The organism is Pseudomonas sp. MWU12-2020, from assembly GCF_023100605.1.
In the GTDB taxonomy this organism is placed as follows: domain Bacteria; phylum Pseudomonadota; class Gammaproteobacteria; order Pseudomonadales; family Pseudomonadaceae; genus Aquipseudomonas; species Aquipseudomonas fluorescens_H.
Map to the genome: position 1 here is coordinate 33,827 of NZ_JALMEX010000008.1, position 20,611 is coordinate 54,437.

Sequence of the window (20,611 nt, forward strand, 5' to 3'; positions counted from 1 at the left end):
AAGGAGAGACTCACCCCATGTGGTTCAAAAACCTGCTTATCTATCGCCTGACCCAAGACCTGCCTGTCGATGCCGAGGCGCTGGAAACTGCACTGGCCACCAAACTGGCGCGTCCATGTGCAAGCCAGGAGTTGACCACCTACGGTTTCGTCGCGCCATTCGGCAAAGGCGAAGATGCTCCACTGGTACACGTCAGCGGTGACTTCCTGCTGATCGCTGCGCGTAAAGAAGAACGCATTCTGCCGGGCAGCGTCGTGCGCGACGCGGTCAAGGAAAAGGTCGAAGAGATCGAAGCCGAGCAGATGCGCAAGGTCTATAAGAAGGAACGCGATCAGATCAAGGATGAAATCATCCAGGCGTTCCTGCCGCGCGCCTTTATCCGTCGCTCGTCGACCTTCGCCGCCATCGCGCCGAAACAGGGCCTGATCCTGGTCAACTCGGCCAGCCCGAAACGCGCCGAAGACCTGCTCTCCACCATGCGTGAAGTGCTCGGCACCCTGCCCGTCCGTCCGCTGACCGTGAAAACCGCGCCGACCGCCGTGATGACCGAGTGGGTCACCACCCAGCAAGCGGCCCCGGACTTCTTCGTTCTGGACGAGTGCGAGCTGCGCGACACCCACGAAGACGGCGGCATCGTGCGTTGCAAGCGTCAGGACCTGACCAGCGAAGAAATCCAGTTGCACCTGAGCACCGGCAAAGTCGTGACTCAGTTGTCGCTGGCCTGGCAGGACAAGTTGTCGTTCATGCTCGATGACAAGATGACCGTCAAACGCCTGAAGTTCGAAGACCTGCTGCAAGATCAGGCGGAACAGGACGGTGGCGACGAGGCCCTGGGCCAACTGGACGCCAGCTTCACCCTGATGATGCTGACCTTCGGCGACTTCCTGCCGGCGCTGGTGGAAGCGTTGGGCGGTGAAGAGACGCCGCAGGGGATCTAAAACCCTCGTGAAACCCCAATGTGGGAGCGGGCTTGCTCGCGAAAGCGGTGTGTCATTCAACATTAACTTGGCTGACCCGCCGCTTTCGCGAGCAAGCCCGCTCCCACAATTGGCTTTGTGGTGTAACTAATAACAAGGAACAGGCCATGCGCGCACTGGCTGCACTGAGTCGCTTTGTCGGCAATACCTTCGCTTACTGGGTTCTGATTTTCGCGGTGATCGCGTTCCTGCAACCGGCGTGGTTCCTCGGCCTCAAAGGCGCAATCGTGCCGCTGCTGGGGCTGGTGATGTTCGGCATGGGCCTGACCCTCAAACTCGATGACTTCGCCGCCGTCGCCCGCCATCCGTGGCGCGTGGCTTTGGGCGTGGTCGCACATTTCGTGATCATGCCCGGTGTGGCGTGGTTGCTCTGCCAGATCTTCCATCTGCCACCGGAAATCGCCGTCGGGGTGATTCTGGTCGGCTGCTGCCCAAGTGGCACCTCTTCGAACGTGATGACCTGGCTGGCCCGGGGCGACCTGGCGCTGTCGGTGGCGATTGCCGCTGTTACTACCCTCCTCGCCCCGCTGCTGACCCCGGCGCTGATCTGGCTGCTGGCTTCGGCGTGGTTGCCGGTGTCGTTCATGGAATTGTTCTGGTCGATCCTGCAAGTGGTGCTGCTGCCGATCGTGCTCGGCGTGGTCGCGCAACGTTTGCTCGGCGATAGAGTGCGGCACGCGGTGGACGTGTTGCCTCTGGTGTCGGTGGTCAGCATCGTCATCATCGTCACCGCCGTGGTGGCCGCCAGTCAGGCGAAGATTGCCGAATCCGGGCTGCTGATCATGGCGGTGGTGATGCTGCATAACAGCTTCGGCTACTTGCTGGGCTACTTCACCGGGCGCCTGTTCAAGTTGCCACTGGCGCAGCGCAAGTCGCTGGCGCTGGAAGTCGGCATGCAGAATTCGGGGTTGGGCGCGGCATTGGCCAGTGCGCACTTCTCGCCGCTGGCGGCGGTGCCGAGCGCGTTGTTCAGCGTCTGGCACAACATTTCCGGGGCGTTGCTCTCGACCTACTTCCGGCGCATGAGCGAGAAGGAAGACCGTGAGGCGCTGGCGCAGCAGCCGACCGACTGACCGGGAAGCTTGATCCCCGGATTAATGCTCGGCAGACTATTGCGCTACGCGGGGACGACCCTGCGGCTCGATCGAGTTATCAATCTGGGGACGGCCCCGTCAATCGATGGAGGTCTTTCATGTCCTGGATCATTCTGTTTTTCGCCGGCCTGTTCGAAGTCGGCTGGGCCGTCGGCCTGAAATACACCGACGGTTTCACCCGCCCGCTCCCCACCGTACTGACCGTCGCAGCGATGGCAATCAGCCTCGGCCTGTTGGGCCTGGCAATGAAGGAATTACCACTGGGTACGGCTTATGCGATCTGGACCGGGGTCGGTGCCGTAGGCACGGTGATTGCCGGGATCATTCTGTTTGGCGAGTCGATGGCGTTGATTCGGCTGGCCAGCGTGGCGTTGATCATCACCGGTTTGATCGGCCTCAAGGTCAGCGCTTAGGCCACTGCCGCTTTCGCGAGCAAGCCCGCTCCCACAGGGATCTCCGGTGAACACAAATCTTGTGTAAATCCAGAAAACCTGTGGGAGCTGGCTTGCCAGCGATGGGGCCAATTCAGGCAACAACTATCTGACAGCCCCGCGCAACGCCCCCACCAATCCCTGCAATTTCGCCGGCTGCGCCGCTTCCACCGCCACCGCCGAACCCGCCACCAACGTCACCCGCGACCACAACCGCTTGAACAAGCCCTTGTTCGGATCGCGACTGAAGAAACTCCCCCACAATCCCTGCAGCGCCAGCGGAATTACCGGCACCGGGGTTTCTTCGAGAATCCGCGTCAGCCCGCCCTTGAACTCGTTGATCTCGCCATCGGTGGTCAACTTGCCTTCCGGGAAGATACACACCAGCTCACCGTCCTTCAGATACTCGGCAATCCGGGTGAAGGCTTTTTCGTAGATCTGGATGTCTTCGTTGCGTCCGGCAATCGGAATCGTCCCCGCCGTGCGGAAGATAAAGTTCAGCACCGGCAGGTTGTAGATTTTGTAGTACATGACAAAGCGAATCGGCCGACGCACCGCGCCGCCAATCAGCAAGGCATCGACGAACGACACGTGGTTGCACACCAGCAATGCCGCGCCCTCGTCCGGAATCGCTTCGAGGTTACGGTGTTCGACGCGGTACATGGAATGGCTGAGCAGCCAGATCATGAAACGCATGCTGAACTCGGGGACGATCTTGAAGATGTAGGCGTTGACGCCGATGTTCAGCAGCGACACCACCAAAAACAGCTGTGGAATCGACAGTTTGACCACGCTCAGCAACACGATCGAAACGATCGCCGACACCACCATGAACAGCGCGTTGAGAATGTTGTTGGCCGCGATCACCCGCGCCCGCTCGTTCTCGGCGGTGCGCGACTGGATCAGCGCGTACAGCGGCACGATATAGAAGCCGCCAAAAATACCGAGGCCGAGAATGTCGACCAGCACCGCCCAGGTATGGGCAAAGCCCAAGACTTGGGTCCAGCTATGGCCGGTGACGCTCTCCGGGATTCCACCGGAATGCCACCACAGCAGCAGGCCAAACACGGTCAGACCGAACGAACCGAACGGCACCAGTCCGATCTCGACCTTGCGCCCGGAAAGCTTCTCGCAGAGCATCGAACCCAGCGCAATCCCCACCGAGAACACGGTGAGAATCAGCGTTACCACGGTTTCGTCGCCGTGCATCCACTCCTTGGCGTAGGCCGGGATCTGCGTCAGATAAATCGCCCCGACAAACCAGAACCACGAGTTGCCGACAATCGAGCGCGACACCGCGGGCGTCTGGCCCAGACCGAGTTTCAGCGTGGCCCAGGACTGGCTGAAAATGTTCCAGTTCAGGCGCATTTCCGGCGACGCCGCGGCGGCGCGAGGAATGCCGCGACTGGCGAGATACCCGAGCACCGCAATGCCGACAATCGCGGTCGACACCAGTGGCGCGTAATGGGTCGAAGACATGATGACGCCAGCGCCGATGGTCCCGGCAAGGATCGCCAGGAACGTGCCCATCTCCACCAGTCCGTTGCCGCCGACCAGTTCATCCTCGCGCAACGCCTGCGGCAAAATCGAATACTTCACCGGCCCGAACAGCGCCGAATGCGTGCCCATGGCAAACAGCGCCACCAGCATCAGCGACAGGTGATCGAAGAGAAAACCGATCGATCCTACGGCCATGATCGCGATTTCCGCGAGTTTGATCAGACGGATCAGCGCGTCCTTGGCGAATTTTTCCCCGAACTGCCCGGCCAGCGCCGAGAACAGGAAGAACGGCAGGATAAACAGCAGCGCACACAGGTTGACCCAGATCGAACGGTCACCTTCGATGGTCAGCCGATACAGAATGGCGAGGATCAGCGACTGCTTGAACACGTTGTCGTTGAACGCGCCCAGCGACTGCGTGATGAAAAACGGCAGAAAGCGCCGGGTGCGAAGCAGGTTGAACTGTGAGGGGTGACTCATCTTCCGTGTTTCCCTGAGGTCGGTAGAGAATGGCCTGGATCTGCTTATTGGAATCTCGATCGGCGATCCAGGCCACACATTACCTAAACTTTTCAGGTTATTTCTTCAACCCTGCAATACAAGGTGAGACAAACAGCTCACCGCGCCACGCGCCTTGCACGGTGCGTTTACCGACGATCAGCCACATCACCGCCAGCAGGATCACCAGCACACTGCCCACCACGCTGAAAAAACCGAGGTTCAGCGTGCTGGCGAGCTTGAGGGTCGCCAGCGAATACACGCCCAGCGGGAAGGTGAAACCCCACCAGCCGAGGTTGAACGGGATACCGTCGCGCAGGTAACGCCCGGTGATCAGCAGCGCCATCAACATCCACCACAAACCGAACCCCCACAGGGTGATCCCGGCGACCAGCCCCAGGCCCGCAGCGATTTCACCGATGCCCGGCAGGCCATTGGCGGCGAAGATCGCCGGTGCATCAGCGCCCAGCAGCAGCATGCCCAACGCGCCGGTGCCGATCGGACCGAGGGCCAGCCAGCTCGAGGCGGCCATGTTTTCGTGGGGCAGTTTGTGCAGCGCCATGCGCAGCAACAGGATGGTCAGAATGCTAAACGCCACGGGTAGGGAAAATGCCCAGAGCACGTAGCTTGTCGTCAGCACCACCAGTTGCGCGTGGGCATCGGCCAGGTGCGGCGCGAGCAAGCCGCCGCTGGCCGCCGCCACTTCCGCCGCCACTACCGGCAACAGCCAGACGGCGGTCATCTGATCGATGCTGTGTTCCTGGCGGGTAAACATCATGTAGGGGATCAACACACCGCAGGCCAGCGACATCGCCACGTCGAGCCACCACAGCACTTCGGCCAAATGAATCACGCCTTCGCCCCAGCGTGGCAGGCCGAACAGCAGAAAGCCGTTGATAATCGTCGCCAGGCCCATGGGGATGGTGCCGAAGAACATCGAAACGGTGGAATGGCCGAAGATCCGCCGCGCTTCATCGAAGAAGAGAACCCAGCGCGCGGCATAGGCGAAGGTAAACAGGGTGAACAACAGAATGTTGAACAGCCACAAACCTTCGGCCACCGCGTGCAACCCGGGGATCGCCACCGGCAGTTGCGCCAGGGCCAGGGCCAGCACACCGGTGCCCATGGTCGCGGCGAACCAGTTCGGGGTGAATTGACGGATCACTTCACGCGGATGCTGAAGCTGGCTGAACGGCTTGATGCCGGGTTTGGCTATGTTGGGGCAAGTCATCATGAACTCCTGTCCTCAGGTGAGGTTGAGTCCATGGTAGAACCGAATCGAATATCTATATAACGGGTAATTTCTCTATCTGTTATCTACTTTACAGATAAGCGCCTAGACACTGCCTTCGCTTTCAATCACCAGAATCCGTGCCACTCCCTGCGGATGCGCCACGTGCTCGGTGCCGACCGAGGCGTAGAAGATATCCCCGACCTCAAGCAGCACCTGCTTTTCTTCGCCCTGTTCGCGATAGCGCATCTGCACCTGACCATCGAGCACCACGAACACTTCCTCACCCTCGTTGACGTGCCATTTGTACGGCTGATCGGTCCAGTGCAGGCGCGTGGTGATGCCGTTCATGTTGGCGATGTCCAGCGCACCCCAGGCACGCTCGGCGGTGAACGACTTGCTGCGGATAATCTTCATCGGTCGATCCATGCAAAGAAGGGCCGCTTAAGGCTAACTGAAACCGCCACACTTATGGAGCGCTGCAAACCTTGGCCGCTTGCGCACGCAAGCTGAGCAGGAGCGCGGCGACGGCCAGCACGATCAATGCGGCGACGTAACCGTCGGTGGTCGCGAGCAAGCCGTAGGTGCGGGTCAAGTGCCCGGCGAGCAGTGCCGGCAAGCAAAACGCCAGATAACTCAGCGCGTAATACGCCGACATCAAACCGGCCCGTTCATGCGGCAGGGCCAACGGCACCAGGCTGCGCACCGCCCCGAGGAAACCCGAGCCAAAGCCGCAACCGGCGACCAGCGTGCCGAGGAAAAACAGCCCAAGACTGGCGCTGTGCACGCCGAGCAGAATCAGCAGCACCCCGATCGGCAGCAGACTGGCGCCCAGTTGCAGGGCGCGGGTCGCAGGCCGATTGCGCAACGTGAAAATCATCAGCGCGCCCGTCACCGTCAGCGCCGAGACCGTAGCACCGCCGATCAAGTTGGAAGTCGAACCGGTGGCGGTGCGCACCAGCGACGGCGCCAGCGAGGCAAAAAAGCCGCCGAGGGCCCAGGTTGCGGTGTTCAGCGGCAGCACACGCCACAAGGTCGAACGCGCCTGAACCGGCACATGCAGGGTCGGCCGCAGTGACGCCCAGGCCCCGGCTTGCGGGGTGACGCTTTCCGGCAGACGCCAGACATACACCGCCTGCAACACAAACAGTGCCAGCAGCAACCAGTAAGTCAGTTGCAACGGCGCCGGAGCGAACTCGGCCAGCAAGCCACAGCCCATGCTGCCCAGCGCCATGCCGAGCAACGGTGCGACGCTGTTGATCAACGGCCCCTGCTGGCGGTCGGTGTCGAGCAGCGTCGCGCTCAGAACAGCGGTGGCCATGCCGGTGGCAAAACCTTGCAGCACGCGGGCGCTGATCAGCCATGCGACGCTGTCGGCGTGGATGAACAGCAGCATCGCCAGGGCATTGAGCAGCACCGCGGTGAAAATCACCGGTTTGCGCCCCAGATGATCGGACAACGAACCGACCGTCAGCAGCGCCGCCAGCAGGCTTAAGGCATACACGCCGAAAATCAGGGTCAGCACCGCTGCCGAAAAGTGCAGCTGATCCTGATACAGGTGATACAGCGGCGTCGGCGCCGTGGAGGCGGCGAGAAAACTCAACAAGGTGATCGCCAGAAAAATCAGGCTGCCACGGTTGGAAGCAAGGCTGGTCATGGGCATACTCCGCAAAAGCTAATTTTTTGCTTTTGCGGAGTGTGCTCTCGGCTTTGGCTTAAAGCAAATTCTTTGTGTTAAGGTCTGGCGCATGGCTATTAAAGAAGGTTTACGCCCCGGCGGCCGCAGTGCCCGGGTGCAAGAGTCGATTCATTCGGCAGTCCGCGCGCTTCTGCAAGAACAGGAGCGCAGCACCGTGACCGTCCCGCAAATCGCTGCGCGGGCCGGGGTCACGCCTTCGACGATCTATCGGCGCTGGGGCGATCTGACGGCGTTGCTGGCGGACGTCGCCCTCGCCCGCATGCGCCCCGACAGCGAACCGGCCGTGACCGGTGACCTGCGCGGTGATATCCGCGCCTGGGCCGAGCAGTATCTGGACGAAATGAGTTCGGAGCCGGGGCGCAACATGATGCGCGACGTGCAGGCCAGCGCCACGCCGGGTTATTGCGTGACGATCATTGGCGCGCAGTTGCAGACCATCATCGAGCGTCACCCAGACGAGCCAGCGCCGAGTGTCGATCGGTTGATCAATCTGGTGGTGGCGCCGGTGGTGTTCCGGATTCTGTTTGCGGCGGCGGCGCTGGAGGTGGATGAACTGCATCGGTTGATCGATATGGCGTTGAAACAGGACTGACGCTATCGCGAGCAGGCTCACTCCTACAATTGAAATGCGTTCCACCTGTAGGAGTGAGCCTGCTCGCGAAGAGGCCCGACCATTCACCTCAGAACCACCCGGTTTCAAACCTGCGACACCCCGCCACGCCACGACCTTGGTCGACACTGACTAACCGCCGCACTCATGCGAGACTGTCCGCCCGGGCAGGACTGCCGGGGAGTCTTCTGTCGGGAGTGTTGCATGTCGTTGTCCACCGGGCTGATCGCCGCCGTCGCCCTCGCCTATATGGCCATCATGTTCGCCATCGCCTTCTACGGCGACCGTCGCAGCGCGCCATTGCCGCCGCGGATGCGCGCGTGGGTGTACAGCCTGTCGCTGGCGGTTTATTGCACCAGTTGGACGTTCTTCGGCGCGGTCGGTCAGGCGGCCGAACAGCTGTGGTCATTCCTGCCGATCTACCTCGGGCCGATCCTGCTGTTGCTGGGCGCACCGTGGGTTCTGCAGAAAATGGTGATGATCAGCAAGCAGGAAAACATCACCTCGATTGCCGACTTCATCGCCGCGCGCTACGGCAAATCGCAATCGCTGGCGGTGGTGGTAGCGCTGATCTGTCTGGTCGGCGTCCTGCCTTATATCGCTCTGCAACTCAAAGGCATCGTGCTCGGCGTGAACCTGCTGATCGGCGCCGGTGCCGACGCCATGGGCACCCGCGCCCAGGACACCGCACTGATCGTGTCGCTGGTACTGGCGCTGTTCACCATCGTCTTCGGTACGCGCAACCTCGACGCCACCGAGCACCACCGGGGCATGGTGCTGGCGATTGCGTTTGAATCGCTGGTCAAGCTGTTCGCCTTTCTCGCCGTCGGCGCGTTCGTGACCTACGGGCTGTACGACGGTTTTGACGACCTGTTCAATCAGGCGATGCTCGCACCGCGCCTCGAGGAGTACTGGAAGGAAACGATTAACTGGCCGTCGATGGTGGTGCAAACCGGGGTGGCGATGATGGCGATCATCTGCCTGCCGCGGCAGTTTCACGTCACGGTGGTGGAGAACATCGACCCGCAGGACCTGCGCCTGGCCAAGTGGGTGTTCCCGGCCTATCTGGCGCTGGCCGCGCTGTTCGTGGTGCCGATCGCCCTTGCCGGGCAGATGATGCTGCCGAGTCACGTGCTTCCGGATTCGTTCGTGATCAGCCTGCCGTTGGCCCAGGCCCATCCGGCCCTGGCGTTGCTGGCGTTCATCGGCGGTGCGTCGGCGGCCACCGGCATGGTGATCGTGGCCAGCGTGGCGCTGTCGACCATGGTCTCCAACGACATGCTGTTGCCGTGGTTGCTGCGGCGCAACAACGCCGAGCGCCCGTTCGAGGTGTTCCGCCAGTGGATGCTCTCGGTACGCCGGGTGAGCATCGTGCTGATTCTGCTGCTGGCCTACGTCAGCTACCGCTTGCTCGGCTCCACCGCGAGCCTGGCGACCATCGGCCAGATCGCCTTTGCCGCTGTCACCCAACTGGCCCCGGCGATGCTCGGCGCGCTGTACTGGAAACAGGCCAACCGTCGTGGGGTGTTCGCCGGTCTCGCGGCGGGCACGTTCCTCTGGTTTTACACATTGATCCTGCCGATTGCCGCCCACAGCCTAGGCTGGTCGCTGAGCACTTTTCCCGGTCTGGCGTGGCTGCACAGCAACCCGCTGAACCTGCCGATCACCCCGCTGACGCAAGGCGTGGTGCTGTCGCTGGCGGGCAACTTCACGTTGTTCGCCTGGGTCTCGGTGCTGTCGCGCACGCGGGTTTCGGAACACTGGCAGGCCGGGCGCTTCATTGGTCAGGAAATCAGCGCGCGGCCGAGTGCGCGCTCGATGCTGGCGGTGCAGATCGATGATTTGCTGCAACTGGCGGCGCGCTTTGTCGGCGAAGAACGTGCGCGGCAGAGCTTCATTCGTTTCGCCTACCGCCAGGGCAAAGGCTTCAATCCGAACCAGAACGCCGATGGCGAATGGATCGCCCACACCGAACGCTTGCTGGCCGGCGTGCTCGGCGCTTCTTCGACGCGCGCCGTAGTAAAAGCCGCCATCGAAGGTCGGGAAATGCAGCTGGAGGACGTCGTCCGTATCGCTGACGAAGCCTCGGAAGTCCTGCAGTTCAACCGCGCGCTGCTGCAAGGCGCGATCGAGAACATCACCCAGGGCATCAGCGTGGTCGACCAGTCGCTGAAACTGGTGGCCTGGAACCGCCGCTATCTGGAGCTGTTCAACTACCCGGATGGCTTGATCAGCGTCGGCCGGCCGATTGCCGACATCATTCGCTACAACGCCGAACGTGGCTTGTGCGGCCCCGGCGAGGCGGAAGTCCACGTCGCCCGACGCCTGCACTGGATGCGTCAGGGCCGCGCGCACACTTCCGAACGTTTGTTCCCCAACGGCCGGGTGATCGAGCTGATCGGCAACCCGATGCCTGGTGGCGGTTTCGTCATGAGTTTCACTGACATTACCGCGTTCCGCGAAGCCGAGCAGGCGCTGACCGAGGCCAACGAAGGCCTGGAACAACGGGTCAGCGAGCGCACGCAGGAGCTGTCGCAACTCAACGTCGCACTGACCGAAGCCAAGGGCCATGCCGAGGCGGCGAACCAGTCGAAAACCCGCTTCCTCGCCGCTGTCAGCCATGACCTGATGCAGCCGTTGAACGCCGCTCGCTTGTTCTCTGCCGCCCTCTCCCATCAGGACGACGGCTTGAGCAGCGAGGCGCAGAAACTGGTGCAACACCTCGACAGTTCGCTGCGTTCGGCAGAAGACCTGATCAGCGACCTGCTGGATATATCCCGCCTGGAAAACGGCAAGATCAACCCCGATCCCAAGCCGTTCGCGCTCAATGAGCTGTTCGATACGCTCGGCGCCGAATTCAAGGCGCTGGCGCAGGAACAAGGCCTGAAGTTCCGTGTGCGCGGCAGCCAGTTGCGCATCGACAGCGACATCAAGCTGCTGCGACGGATTCTGCAGAACTTCCTCACCAACGCCTTCCGCTATGCCAAGGGCCCGGTGCTGCTGGGCGTGCGTCGGCGCGATGGCGAGCTGTGTCTGGAAGTCTGGGATCGCGGGCCGGGCATTCCGGAAGACAAGCAACAAGTGATTTTCGAGGAATTCAAACGCCTCGACAGCCATCAGACCCGCGCCGAGAAGGGCCTGGGTCTGGGCCTGGCAATTGCCGACGGTTTGTGTCGCGTGCTCGGCCATACCCTGCGCGTCCGTTCGTGGCCGGGGCGCGGTAGTGTGTTCAGTGTCAGTGTGCCGCTGGCCCGGGCGCAATCGCTGCCACAGAAAACTGCGGTGGAGTTGAACGGCAAGCTGCTCAGCGGCGCGCAAGTGCTGTGCATCGACAATGAAGACAGCATTCTGATTGGCATGAACAGCCTGCTGACCCGTTGGGGCTGTCAGGTTTGGACAGCGCGCAATCGCGAGGAATGCGCGGCGTTGCTGAACGAGGGTGTGCGACCGCAACTGGCACTGGTCGACTATCACCTCGATCACGGCGATACCGGGACCGAGCTGATGGCGTGGCTACGCACCACATTGGGCGAACCGGTACCGGGCGTGGTGATCAGCGCTGATGGCCGACCGGAGACGGTGGCGCAGGTGCATGCGGCGGGGCTGGATTATCTGGCCAAACCGGTGAAACCGGCGGCGTTGCGAGCGTTGTTGAGTCGGTATGTGCCGTTGTAACCGTTCGACTTGAGTGTTGCAGCGCTACCGCTGACGCCTTCGCGAGCAAGCCCGCTCCCACCTTTGGAATGCATTTCACTGTGGGAGCGAGCCTGCTCGCGAAGCTCTTCGGGTTATTCCGGGAGTTCGACCAGCCCATCGACATCGGTCATCGCCCGCTCCAGCAGATCCGCCGGCAAACTCTTGCTGGCCCGCGCGCCGAGCAATTTGAGCTGTTCACTGCGACTGACCAGGTTGCCGCGCCCTTCCGTGAGCTTGTTGCGCGCCGAGCTGTAAGCCTTGTCCAGCTGTTGCAGGCGATTGCCGACTTCGTCCAGATCCTGAATGAACAGCACGAATTTGTCGTACAGCCAGCCGGCACGCTCGGCGATTTCCCGCGCGTTCTGGCTCTGCCGCTCCTGCTTCCACAGGCTGTCGATCACCCGCAGCGTCGCCAACAACGTGGTCGGGCTGACGATGACAATGTTGCGGTCGAACGCCTCCTGAAACAGCGTCGGCTCAGCTTGCAAAGCCGCGGAAAATGCCGCTTCGATCGGCACGAACAGCAAGACGAAATCGAGGCTGTGCAGACCTTCCAGACGTTTGTAGTCCTTACCTGCGAGGCCTTTGACATGGCTGCGCAGTGACAGCACGTGCTGCTTGATCGCGATCTGGCCGAGGGTGTCGTCTTCAGCGGCAACGTACTGCTGATACGCCGTGAGGCTGACCTTGGAGTCGACCACCACCTGCTTGTCGCCCGGCAGGTAAATGATCACGTCCGGCTGGAAGCGCTCGCCATCCGGCCCCTTGAGGTTGACCTGGGTCTGGTACTCACGGCCCTTCTCCAGACCCGCGTGTTCGAGCACCCTCTCAAGAATCAGCTCACCCCAGTTGCCCTGGGCCTTCTGGCCTTTGAGGGCACGGGTCAGGTTGGTCGCTTCGTCACTCAGGCGCAGGTTCAATTGCTGCAGACGCTCCAGCTCCTTGGCCAGCGAGAAGCGCTCGCGAGCCTCGGCCTGATAGCTCTCTTCCACGCGTTTTTCGAAGGACTGGATGCGCTCTTTCAGCGGATCGAGCAACTGGCCGAGGCGCTGCTGACTGGTCTCGGCAAAGCGCTGTTCACGCTCATCGAAGATCTTCCCGGCGAGTTCGGCGAACTGCGCGCGCAGCTCATCGCGCGAGCCTTGCAGGTCGTTGAGGCGTTGCTGATGGCTTTCCTGCTGCTCGCGCAATTCGGCGTTGAGCGACGCAGCCTGCGCGTCGAGGCGACGCAATTCGGCTTCTTTGTTGGCGCGCTCGATGTTCCAGGCGTGCGAAGCGTCACGGGCGTCATCACGCTCGATCTGCAGCAGCTCGACTTCGCGGCGCAGTGCAGCCAGCTCCGCCTGCTTGGCGGCATTGGCCTGGCCGAGGTCGACGATTTCATCGCGGCTTGCCTCAAGCTGGGCGTTGAGCCCGTCCTGCGCCAGTTGCGCCATGGTCAGACGCTCTTCGAGCAAGGCGACCTCGGCTTGCCGGTCGCTGGCCCGCCGTTGCAGTTGCCAGGCCAGTGCCAGCAGCGGCAATCCCGCGCCCGCCAGACCCAGCAACACGCTGGTCAAGTCCATAGCCATAGCCACTCCTGCCGATCCGATAAAGCCTGAAGGTTAACCAAGGCGTGGGACGTTGGACAGCTCAGTCTTCGAGCAGACCGAGTTCCTGTTGTGCACGACGGTCACCGGCGCGGGCGGCCTGACGCAACAGATCCTGACCGATGCGCCGATCCCGGGCATTGCCGCACTCGCGGCACATCAACTGACCGAGACGACTTTGCGCCGCAACCACGCCTTCGCGTGCCGGTTGCTTGAGCAGACGCCCCGCCAGATGCTTGGCATTGCGGCTATCGCCCAGACGCGGGCTGTCGAGCAGCCATTCGGCCACACGCACGGAAAATCGCTTGGGAGAGGTAACACGAGGGTGTTCGGAGGTAACAGAGCCTGATACTGAGCGAAACTTCATAAAACACTGTGGGACAGATCTGAGGGCGCGCCACTCTACTCTCTTTTTCGTACAGGTAAAGTCAAAAAAAACCCGGCACGCCCGTGCTAGAGCAAGCGCTAGGGACAATCCACAGAAGCTGTGGATAACTCAGTGGACAACCGCTCCCGAACTCGCGCAAAGCCTTGTGGAATGGGGCCCGCAGTCAAACTGACGATTTTTTCACCAACAAAAAAAGACGATATTTTTCATTGACTTAAACTTTTGATGCAGGCAGCTACCGGGGTCAGGATTGATATGACAGTGGGGTTACGGTCTGCGCAACTAATGTGCACAAGTACCTGTTACCCGGTTATATCGATGCGCTTTTTCGGGTCGTTTTGCTTCTCGGGCTGGGGATAAGCGGGTTGGTGATGGGGATGGCTGCACGCTTTTGTGGCGACCGGCGGTTGACCGGGGTGATCCCTTCGCGAGCAGGCTCGCTCCCACAATCGGCCCCCGTTCTCCTGCTCGCGAAGGGGCCAGCCCTGTCACCCTTGATCTGCACCACAGACCGAAATCTTTTTTTGCCGCCGGGTTTGCATTGCCCAAGACGTTCCGTTACTATCCGCGGCGTTAGTACCAAGCTGAAAGTCAATTCCGGTCGAACACATCCCCACGGTCAACCTTCTTCCAAGAAGCCCTTCACCGAAAAAAGCGGGAACGACCCCTCGATGGTTTCCAGGTAAATCTTGCGCCGACACTGCCTTTGAATGAATGCAAAGGGTGTTGCGAAGACCACTTACTCTGACCGAACCAGCCTGCAAATTGATCAGGATCTTCACCCCGGGCCCAGAACCTTTGCCCTTGATGTGTTGCCTGTCCTCCTAAGTACCTACCTGCCAGCCCAAGCGCGCCAACTTAATAGCGCTTCAAACTGGCTGCTTTGTTCCAGTCGGGTTCTTTGTTCGACCAACGGTGGTCGACATTACTGGAACGTTTTAACGTTGCACGGTTCTTATCCGTGTCATTTGTAGGAACACCTAATAACTATGTCTACTCAAATCCATACTCAGGATGCCATTCGCACCCTAACCAACGCTTTTGCCCCAATGAACTGCCTGATCATGGCCGCTCGCAAAGGCTGCTTCAGCTTCACCGTGGTCAATGAACACGGGATCGCTCGCCACAGCGAGCGTCTGTACCCCGATCAATACTCCAGCGCCGAACCGCTGCAGGCCGTGATCGATCGTACACGTCAGGCCCTGATTGCCTGAGAGCCGAAAAGGCTGCAAAAGCAAAAGCCCCGCACAAAATGCGGGGCTTTTTATTGCCCGATGTTTCGCTTTTAGCCCTCCGCGCCTAAGCACCATCGGATATAACGCTTTTGGCTCGCGGCTGGAAATATTTTAAAAACAGGCCTTTACGTCGCGAATATGACACTACACTTCAACTCAAGCGGCTTGATCCGCTTTCGGCGAGCCTGATTCGATCCACCGCTGCCAAGGCCCCTTCAGGTATCGCCGCCCAATTACAAGAATCGAGGGCATTATGGGTATCGCTGCCAGCGAACTGTGCCGCTACGTGATCCGTCCCACACTGATCTATCTGGGACGCCACTGCGCAACTGCCGAATCCCTGCTGCTGGGGATCGCCGCCAGCCAATCCGCCCTCGGCTCCGCCCTGCATGACCGCCGTGGCCACGGCCTCTACCGGATTGCCGAGCACCGCCATCAGGCTCTCTGGGACCATTACCTGGCACTCGATCCGGAACGCGCAAGCCTGGTTCGCGGCCTCGCCAGCCAACATGCTTTTTTGAGCGGCCCGCACCTCGAACTGACCGTCAACCTGCGTTACGCCACCGCCATTGCCTGGCTGTTGGTCGAAGAACAAAACACTCAGCTCCCCGACGCCGATGACCTGCTGGGCATGGCGCGAATCTGGCGCCAGACCTTCCAGCCCCAAGGCCGCCTGCGCGACTTTACTTTCGCCTGGCACACCTGTGTTTCACCTGTGAATCAGGTCGCATGTTGACCCTGCAGTTTCCAAAGATCGGCCAACAGGTCAGGATTCTGGTCGGATTGTCCTACAAAACCGCTCTAACTCAGGCTATACGGACTATAGCGCTGGAACGAAAATGTTGGTAATTTTCGCCCCGGTGATCACCAGGAGTTCTAATAATGAAAAAAGTAATGCTCAAAACCACCATTAGCCTCGCCGTTTCCTTGGCATCCACCCAGATCTTCGCAGCTGGCTTTGCCATCAACGAACACAGCATCAGCGGCATGGGCACTGGTTATGCCGGGCGATCTTCTTCTGCCGACGACGCAAGCACTGTTTACGGTAACCCTGCCGGCATGTCGCGCCTCACAAGCGAACAAGTCACTGGCGGCGTTGCATTCCTCGATGCCAAAACCGATATCAAAGACGCCAGCTCCAGCCCGAACGGCGGCAGCAACAAAGGCGACATGGTGCCCTTCACCTCCGTACCTATGGGCTTCTACGTCAAACCGATCGACGAGCATTGGGCATTTGGCCTCGGCGTGTACGTGCCGTTCGGCCTGATTACCGACTACGAAAAAGGCTTTGCCGGCCGTTACTTCGGCAGCAAGTCCGAAGTCCAGGTCATCACCTTCCAGCCGACTGTCAGCTACAAGTTCAACGACGTGGTGTCGGTAGGTTTCGGTCCGACCATCAACCGCATCGACGGCACGCTGGAATCCAACCTGTCGATTACCCAGGCTGCGCCGGACGGCAAGGTCAAGATCAAGGGTGACGACACTGCGCTGGGCTACAACATCGGCGTACTGGTTCAGGCCACTGACACCACCCGTCTGGGTCTGACCTACCACTCGAAAGTCGACTACAAGCTCGAAGGCAACACCAAGGTCAACTACGGCGTGCTGGGCGCTCTCGGTCTGGGTGCCGAGCAGAAGTACGACGCTTCGCTGAAGATCACCACGCCTGAATCTGTGGACTTCTCGGTTACTCAAGCGATCAACGACCGCTGGAACGTCTACGCCGGTTCCACCTGGACGCGCTGGAGCCAGCTGAAAAAGATCACCGTTGAAAACTCGGGCGTGCAGCCGCTGCTGGCCGGTCAGTTCGGCGAGATCACCGAAGAACAGAACTGGCACGACTCCTGGGCCTACGCCGTGGGTACTTCGTACCAGCTGAACAAGGAATGGGTACTGCGTACCGGTCTGACCTTCGACCAGTCGCCGACCAACAACGTCGACCGTTCGCCACGTATCCCTACTGGCGACCGGACCATTTTCAGCATCGGTGCCGGCTGGAGCCCAACCGAAGCGCTGACCATCGACGTGGCCTACTCGTACTTGAAGGAAGAAGCGATCAAAGTCCACAACGAAAACGATCGTGGCCAGACCTACGACGCCAAGTATGAAAACTCGGCAAACGGCTTCGGTGTCGGCGCTACTTACCGCTTCTGATGCTGCACGGCGAGGCTAACCCCTCGCCCATTGAAAAGCCCCGCTCTCTTTGCAGAAAGCGGGGCTTTTTTGTGCCTGTTCAGACACCACAGATCAAATGTGGGAGCGGGCTTGCTCGCGAATGCGGTCTGACATCCAGAACAAGTGCTGAATGATGCGCAGCCTGCGCGAGCAAGCCCGCTCCCACAAAAAGCGTGTGTTATCAGTTGAGAGGTTTTGAGGCAATGGCCTTTTCAACTGCCGCAATAAACTCCGGATCGTCGGGTTTGGTCAGGCTGGAGAAATTCGCGATCACCTTGCCCTGACGATCAATCACGTACTTGTAGAAATTCCACTTCGGCGCGCTGCTCTGCTCGGCCAGCACCTTGAACAGATGAGTAGCGTCGTCGCCACGGACTTTCTGCGGTTCGGTCATGGTGAAGGTCACGCCGTAATTGGCGTAGCAGACCTTGGCGGTTTCGGCGCTGTCCTTGGACTCCTGCTTGAAGTCATTGGACGGTACGCCGAGCATTTCAAGGCCTTGCGCCTTGTAGTGCTGATTGAGCGCCTCGAGGCCCTCGAACTGTGGGGCGAAGCCGCAGAAACTGGCGGTATTGACCACCACCAGCGGTTTGCCAGCGTAACGCTGGCACAGATCGACGGATTCCTTGGCGCGCAACTTGGGCAACGAACCTTGCAGCGCCTCCGGACAATCAGCGGCCTGGGCCAGTCCGGTCAACGCCATCAACAACGCGGGTACAGCACACCAGCGCATGAACATGTCGGGCATCCTTGATGCGGTTATCAGACATCGACGTTACTCGCCCTCCAAGCCTACAAGCAAGCGCCCATGCCCAACTGCATCAACGCCAGCCCGCCCTGATGCCAGCCCCACCACACCAGCGCCAGCAACAGCGCGCCGAGTGCGATGAAGGCGATTCGCGGCCAGGAACGCTTCATACGGCGCCGACAGCCGGTTGCAGACGCGCCACGGGACGCTCGCGCACCGGCCAGTTCAGCGCAGCCGCCAGCAGGCTCAAGAGAATCGCCACTTGCCAGATCAAGTCATAACTCCCGGTACGGTCATACACCACCCCACCCAGCCAGCCGCCGAGGAACGAGCCGAGCTGATGGAACAGGAACACGATACCGCCGAGCATGGACAGGTTACGCACGCCAAACAAGGTCGCCACCGTACCGTTGGTCAATGGCACCGTCGACAGCCACAGGAAGCCCATGGCCATGCCGAACAGGTACGCCGAGGTCGTCGTCACCGGCAGCCACAGAAACAGCACGATCACCACCGCCCGCAACAGGTACAACGCCGTCAGCAGACGCGGCTTGGACATACGGCCGCCGAGCCAGCCGGCGGTGTAAGTGCCGAAGATATTGAACAGTCCGATCAGCGCCAGCACCGTAGTGCCAACCGTGGCGGGCAGATGCTGATCAACCAGATAGGCCGGCAAATGCACGCCAATGAACACCACCTGAAAACCGCAGACGAAGAAGCCGAACGCCAACAACCAGAAACCCGAGTGCGAGCAGGCCTCACGTAACGCTTCGGACAGGGTTTGCTCGTGGCCCAGCACCGGCAGCGGCTTGTCCTTGAGCATGCTCACCAGCGGCACGATCAGCGCCACCAGCAGGCCAAGCACCAGCAGCGCCGCCGACCAGCCGAGCCAGCCGATCAAACCCAGCGTGCCCGGCAACATCGCAAACTGGCCGAACGAACCGGCGGCACTGGCGATGCCCATGCCCATGCTGCGTTTTTCCGGCGGCACGGCACGCCCAACCACACCGAGAATCACCGAGAACGAGGTGCCAGACAGGCCGATACCGATCAACAGACCGGCACTCAGCGACAGGGTCAGCGCTGAATCGGACAAGCCCATGCACACCAGACCCGCGGCATACAGCACGCCGCCGACCAACACCACTTTCGCCGCACCGAAGCGGTCAGCCAGCGCGCCAGTGAACGGCTGCGCCAGGCCCCAGATCAGGTTCTGCAGGGCTATGGCGAAGGCGAACACTTCGCGCCCCCAGCCGAACTGCGCACTCATCGGCGACAGGAACAGACCGAAGCCGTGCCGCACGCCCAATGACAACGCCAGAATCAGCGCACTTCCCAGCAACACCCAACCGCACGTACGCCACATCGATGTCATTGTTATTCTCCGTTCGCGGGTATATACCCGCTTAAAACCGGAAAAACCGGCCTTCAGGCCAGTTCGTCCAACAGTCGCAGCAAGGTTTCACGCTTCTCGGCGCCCAGCCGATCGATCAATCGCTGTTGCGCCGCTTCCCAGGCCGGCAGGGCCGCCGCAAGGCGCTGTGCACCGGTTTCGGTGAGCCGGACGATGCGATTACGCATGTCCTCGCCCTCGGCCAGCGCCACCAGACCTTCACCTTCGAGCACCCGCAGATTGCGCCCCAGGGTGCTGCGATCCAGGCCCATGGCTTCGGCCAGTTCCGAGATGCTCGGTTGATCCAGGCGCTGCAGATTGCACAGCAAAGAATACTGGGCAACGTTGATCCCGAAGCCGTCGAGAGCGCCGTCGTAATGCCTGCTGACGCCACGAGCGGCGCGACGCAGGTTGGTGCACAAACACTGAGAAGGAAGCATGATGCGTGTATATACCCGCGACTATGTTAAATCAAGTTACACATGAGTTTATCAATAAGCTTTGTGGCGTCTGACACACCGCCTTCGCGAGCAAGCCCGCTCCCACAGGGGAATGCATTCCAAATGTGGGAGCGGGCTTGCTCGCGAAGAGGCCGGTACTGTCATAGAAATATCTCAGACCAACACCACTCCAACCAACACCGCCATTTCCAGCAATTCCAGCAACGCCCCCGCCGTATCGCCCGTAGTCCCGCCCAACCGCCGCATCATCACCTGCCGCAGCCAGACAAACCCAACGAACGCGACAACCAGCGCAACAATCGCTGTCACCCCGGCAATCAGCAAGCAGGCCAGCGCACTCGCCCCTAGCACCCACCAACCGGCCCGGCGCGGCAAATGATCAGCCAACGCCTGCCCCAACCCACCCGCTCGCACATACGGCGTGGTCAGAAACAGCCCCAGCAACGCCGCACGTCCGAGCAGCGGTACGATGAGCAACATCAGCGCATGCCCTTGCTCGATCAGCGCCAGCAACGCGCAGAACTTCAGCAGCAACACCAACACCAGCGTCACCACGGCAATCGGCCCGCTGCGCGGATCTTTCATGATCGTCAGCGTGCGCTCGCGATCACCGAAGCCACCGAGCCAGGCATCGGCGCTGTCAGCCAGACCATCGAGGTGCAGCGCCCCGCTGAGCAGCACCCACACCGTCAGCAACAGCGCCGCATGCAGCAGCAACGGCGCGCCAGCCAATGCCAGATTCAACAACCAGAGGATCACCCCGAACAGCAGCCCCACCAGCGGATAAAACAACAGCGAACGCCCGAGCTGTTCCGGCTGCGGCATCCCCGGCAGACGAATTGGCAAGCTGCTGAGAAATTGCAGAGCGATCCACAGTGGCAACATC

At 60.8% G+C, this 20,611-nt stretch carries 19 protein-coding genes; 8 read left to right on the top strand and 11 right to left on the bottom strand.

Annotated elements, in window-relative coordinates; translation table 11 throughout:
• Nucleotides 1-17: 17 nt before the first annotated feature.
• The 3 genes from rdgC to sugE all read left to right on the top strand — a co-directional run bounded on the left by rdgC (nt 18) and on the right by sugE (nt 2,484).
• Nucleotides 18-938, top strand: coding sequence for a recombination-associated protein RdgC (gene rdgC / locus M0814_RS18700; RefSeq protein WP_003223096.1), 921 nt, complete (start codon nt 18-20; stop codon nt 936-938).
• Nucleotides 939-1,084: 146 nt separating this feature from the next.
• Entirely contained in the window at nt 1,085-2,050 is a 966-nt protein-coding gene (locus M0814_RS18705) for a bile acid:sodium symporter family protein (protein ID WP_103486107.1), read from the top strand.
• Between the two features lie 119 nt (nt 2,051-2,169).
• Nucleotides 2,170-2,484 carry a quaternary ammonium compound efflux SMR transporter SugE gene (sugE, locus tag M0814_RS18710; protein WP_003223093.1) on the top strand — a complete coding sequence of 105 codons (315 nt, stop codon included), beginning with the start codon at nt 2,170-2,172 and terminating at the stop codon, nt 2,482-2,484.
• A 123-nt stretch (nt 2,485-2,607) separates the two neighbouring features.
• Here the strand turns inward: sugE and M0814_RS18715 are convergent, their stop codons facing one another.
• From M0814_RS18715 to M0814_RS18730, 4 genes are all read right to left on the bottom strand, one after another.
• Nucleotides 2,608-4,482 (bottom strand): MFS transporter, encoded by a 1,875-nt coding sequence (locus M0814_RS18715; protein WP_103486108.1) that lies wholly within the window; start codon nt 4,480-4,482, stop codon nt 2,608-2,610.
• Between the two features lie 97 nt (nt 4,483-4,579).
• Nucleotides 4,580-5,731 (bottom strand): TDT family transporter, encoded by a 1,152-nt coding sequence (locus tag M0814_RS18720; protein WP_103486109.1) that lies wholly within the window; start codon nt 5,729-5,731, stop codon nt 4,580-4,582.
• A 105-nt stretch (nt 5,732-5,836) separates the two neighbouring features.
• Nucleotides 5,837-6,148 carry a cupin domain-containing protein gene (locus M0814_RS18725; protein ID WP_103486110.1) on the bottom strand — a complete coding sequence of 104 codons (312 nt, stop codon included), beginning with the start codon at nt 6,146-6,148 and terminating at the stop codon, nt 5,837-5,839.
• A 52-nt stretch (nt 6,149-6,200) separates the two neighbouring features.
• The gene (locus tag M0814_RS18730) at nt 6,201-7,388 is read right to left on the bottom strand and encodes an MFS transporter (RefSeq protein ID WP_103486111.1); all 1,188 of its coding nucleotides are present in this window, start codon (nt 7,386-7,388) and stop codon (nt 6,201-6,203) included.
• A 91-nt stretch (nt 7,389-7,479) separates the two neighbouring features.
• On the opposite strand from M0814_RS18730, the gene M0814_RS18735 reads away from it, so the two are divergent.
• Entirely contained in the window at nt 7,480-8,022 is a 543-nt protein-coding gene (locus M0814_RS18735; protein ID WP_003223085.1) for a TetR/AcrR family transcriptional regulator, read from the top strand.
• A gap of 222 nt (nt 8,023-8,244) precedes the next feature.
• Entirely contained in the window at nt 8,245-11,715 is a 3,471-nt protein-coding gene (locus tag M0814_RS18740) for a PAS domain-containing hybrid sensor histidine kinase/response regulator (RefSeq protein ID WP_103486112.1), read from the top strand.
• A 113-nt stretch (nt 11,716-11,828) separates the two neighbouring features.
• Here the strand turns inward: M0814_RS18740 and rmuC are convergent, their stop codons facing one another.
• Nucleotides 11,829-13,193, bottom strand: a complete 1,365-nt coding sequence (rmuC, locus tag M0814_RS18745; protein WP_177434747.1) for a DNA recombination protein RmuC — start codon at nt 13,191-13,193, stop codon at nt 11,829-11,831.
• Between the two features lie 175 nt (nt 13,194-13,368).
• Nucleotides 13,369-13,692 (bottom strand): hypothetical protein, encoded by a 324-nt coding sequence (locus M0814_RS18750; protein WP_080593230.1) that lies wholly within the window; start codon nt 13,690-13,692, stop codon nt 13,369-13,371.
• Between the two features lie 1,010 nt (nt 13,693-14,702).
• Between M0814_RS18750 and M0814_RS18755 the strand changes: the two genes are divergently transcribed.
• From M0814_RS18755 to M0814_RS18765, 3 genes are all read left to right on the top strand, one after another.
• The gene (locus tag M0814_RS18755) at nt 14,703-14,927 is read left to right on the top strand and encodes a hypothetical protein (protein WP_003223079.1); all 225 of its coding nucleotides are present in this window, start codon (nt 14,703-14,705) and stop codon (nt 14,925-14,927) included.
• 274 nt (nt 14,928-15,201) lie between these two features.
• Nucleotides 15,202-15,684: a hypothetical protein gene (locus M0814_RS18760; protein WP_103486114.1), complete on the top strand. Its 483-nt coding sequence runs from the start codon at nt 15,202-15,204 to the stop codon at nt 15,682-15,684.
• Between the two features lie 146 nt (nt 15,685-15,830).
• Nucleotides 15,831-17,102: an outer membrane protein transport protein gene (locus tag M0814_RS18765; protein WP_003223075.1), complete on the top strand. Its 1,272-nt coding sequence runs from the start codon at nt 15,831-15,833 to the stop codon at nt 17,100-17,102.
• 202 nt (nt 17,103-17,304) lie between these two features.
• On the opposite strand, the gene M0814_RS18770 is transcribed toward M0814_RS18765, so the two are convergent.
• The 5 genes from M0814_RS18770 to M0814_RS18785 form a co-directional block, all read right to left on the bottom strand.
• Nucleotides 17,305-17,862: a redoxin domain-containing protein gene (locus M0814_RS18770; protein ID WP_003223074.1), complete on the bottom strand. Its 558-nt coding sequence runs from the start codon at nt 17,860-17,862 to the stop codon at nt 17,305-17,307.
• A 53-nt stretch (nt 17,863-17,915) separates the two neighbouring features.
• A complete protein-coding gene (locus M0814_RS29095; RefSeq protein ID WP_256616859.1) occupies nt 17,916-18,041 on the bottom strand; it encodes a hypothetical protein in 126 nt (41 codons plus the stop codon).
• Nucleotides 18,038-19,246, bottom strand: a complete 1,209-nt coding sequence (locus M0814_RS18775) for an MFS transporter (RefSeq protein ID WP_103486115.1) — start codon at nt 19,244-19,246, stop codon at nt 18,038-18,040. The genes M0814_RS29095 and M0814_RS18775 overlap by 4 nt, the downstream gene beginning before the upstream one ends.
• Before the next feature lie 53 nt (nt 19,247-19,299).
• Nucleotides 19,300-19,704 (bottom strand): MarR family transcriptional regulator, encoded by a 405-nt coding sequence (locus M0814_RS18780; RefSeq protein ID WP_007950413.1) that lies wholly within the window; start codon nt 19,702-19,704, stop codon nt 19,300-19,302.
• A 174-nt stretch (nt 19,705-19,878) separates the two neighbouring features.
• Complete coding sequence (locus M0814_RS18785; RefSeq protein ID WP_103485447.1) at nt 19,879-20,610, bottom strand: adenosylcobinamide-GDP ribazoletransferase; 732 nt, start codon at nt 20,608-20,610, stop codon at nt 19,879-19,881.
• Nucleotide 20,611 lies beyond the last annotated feature (1 nt).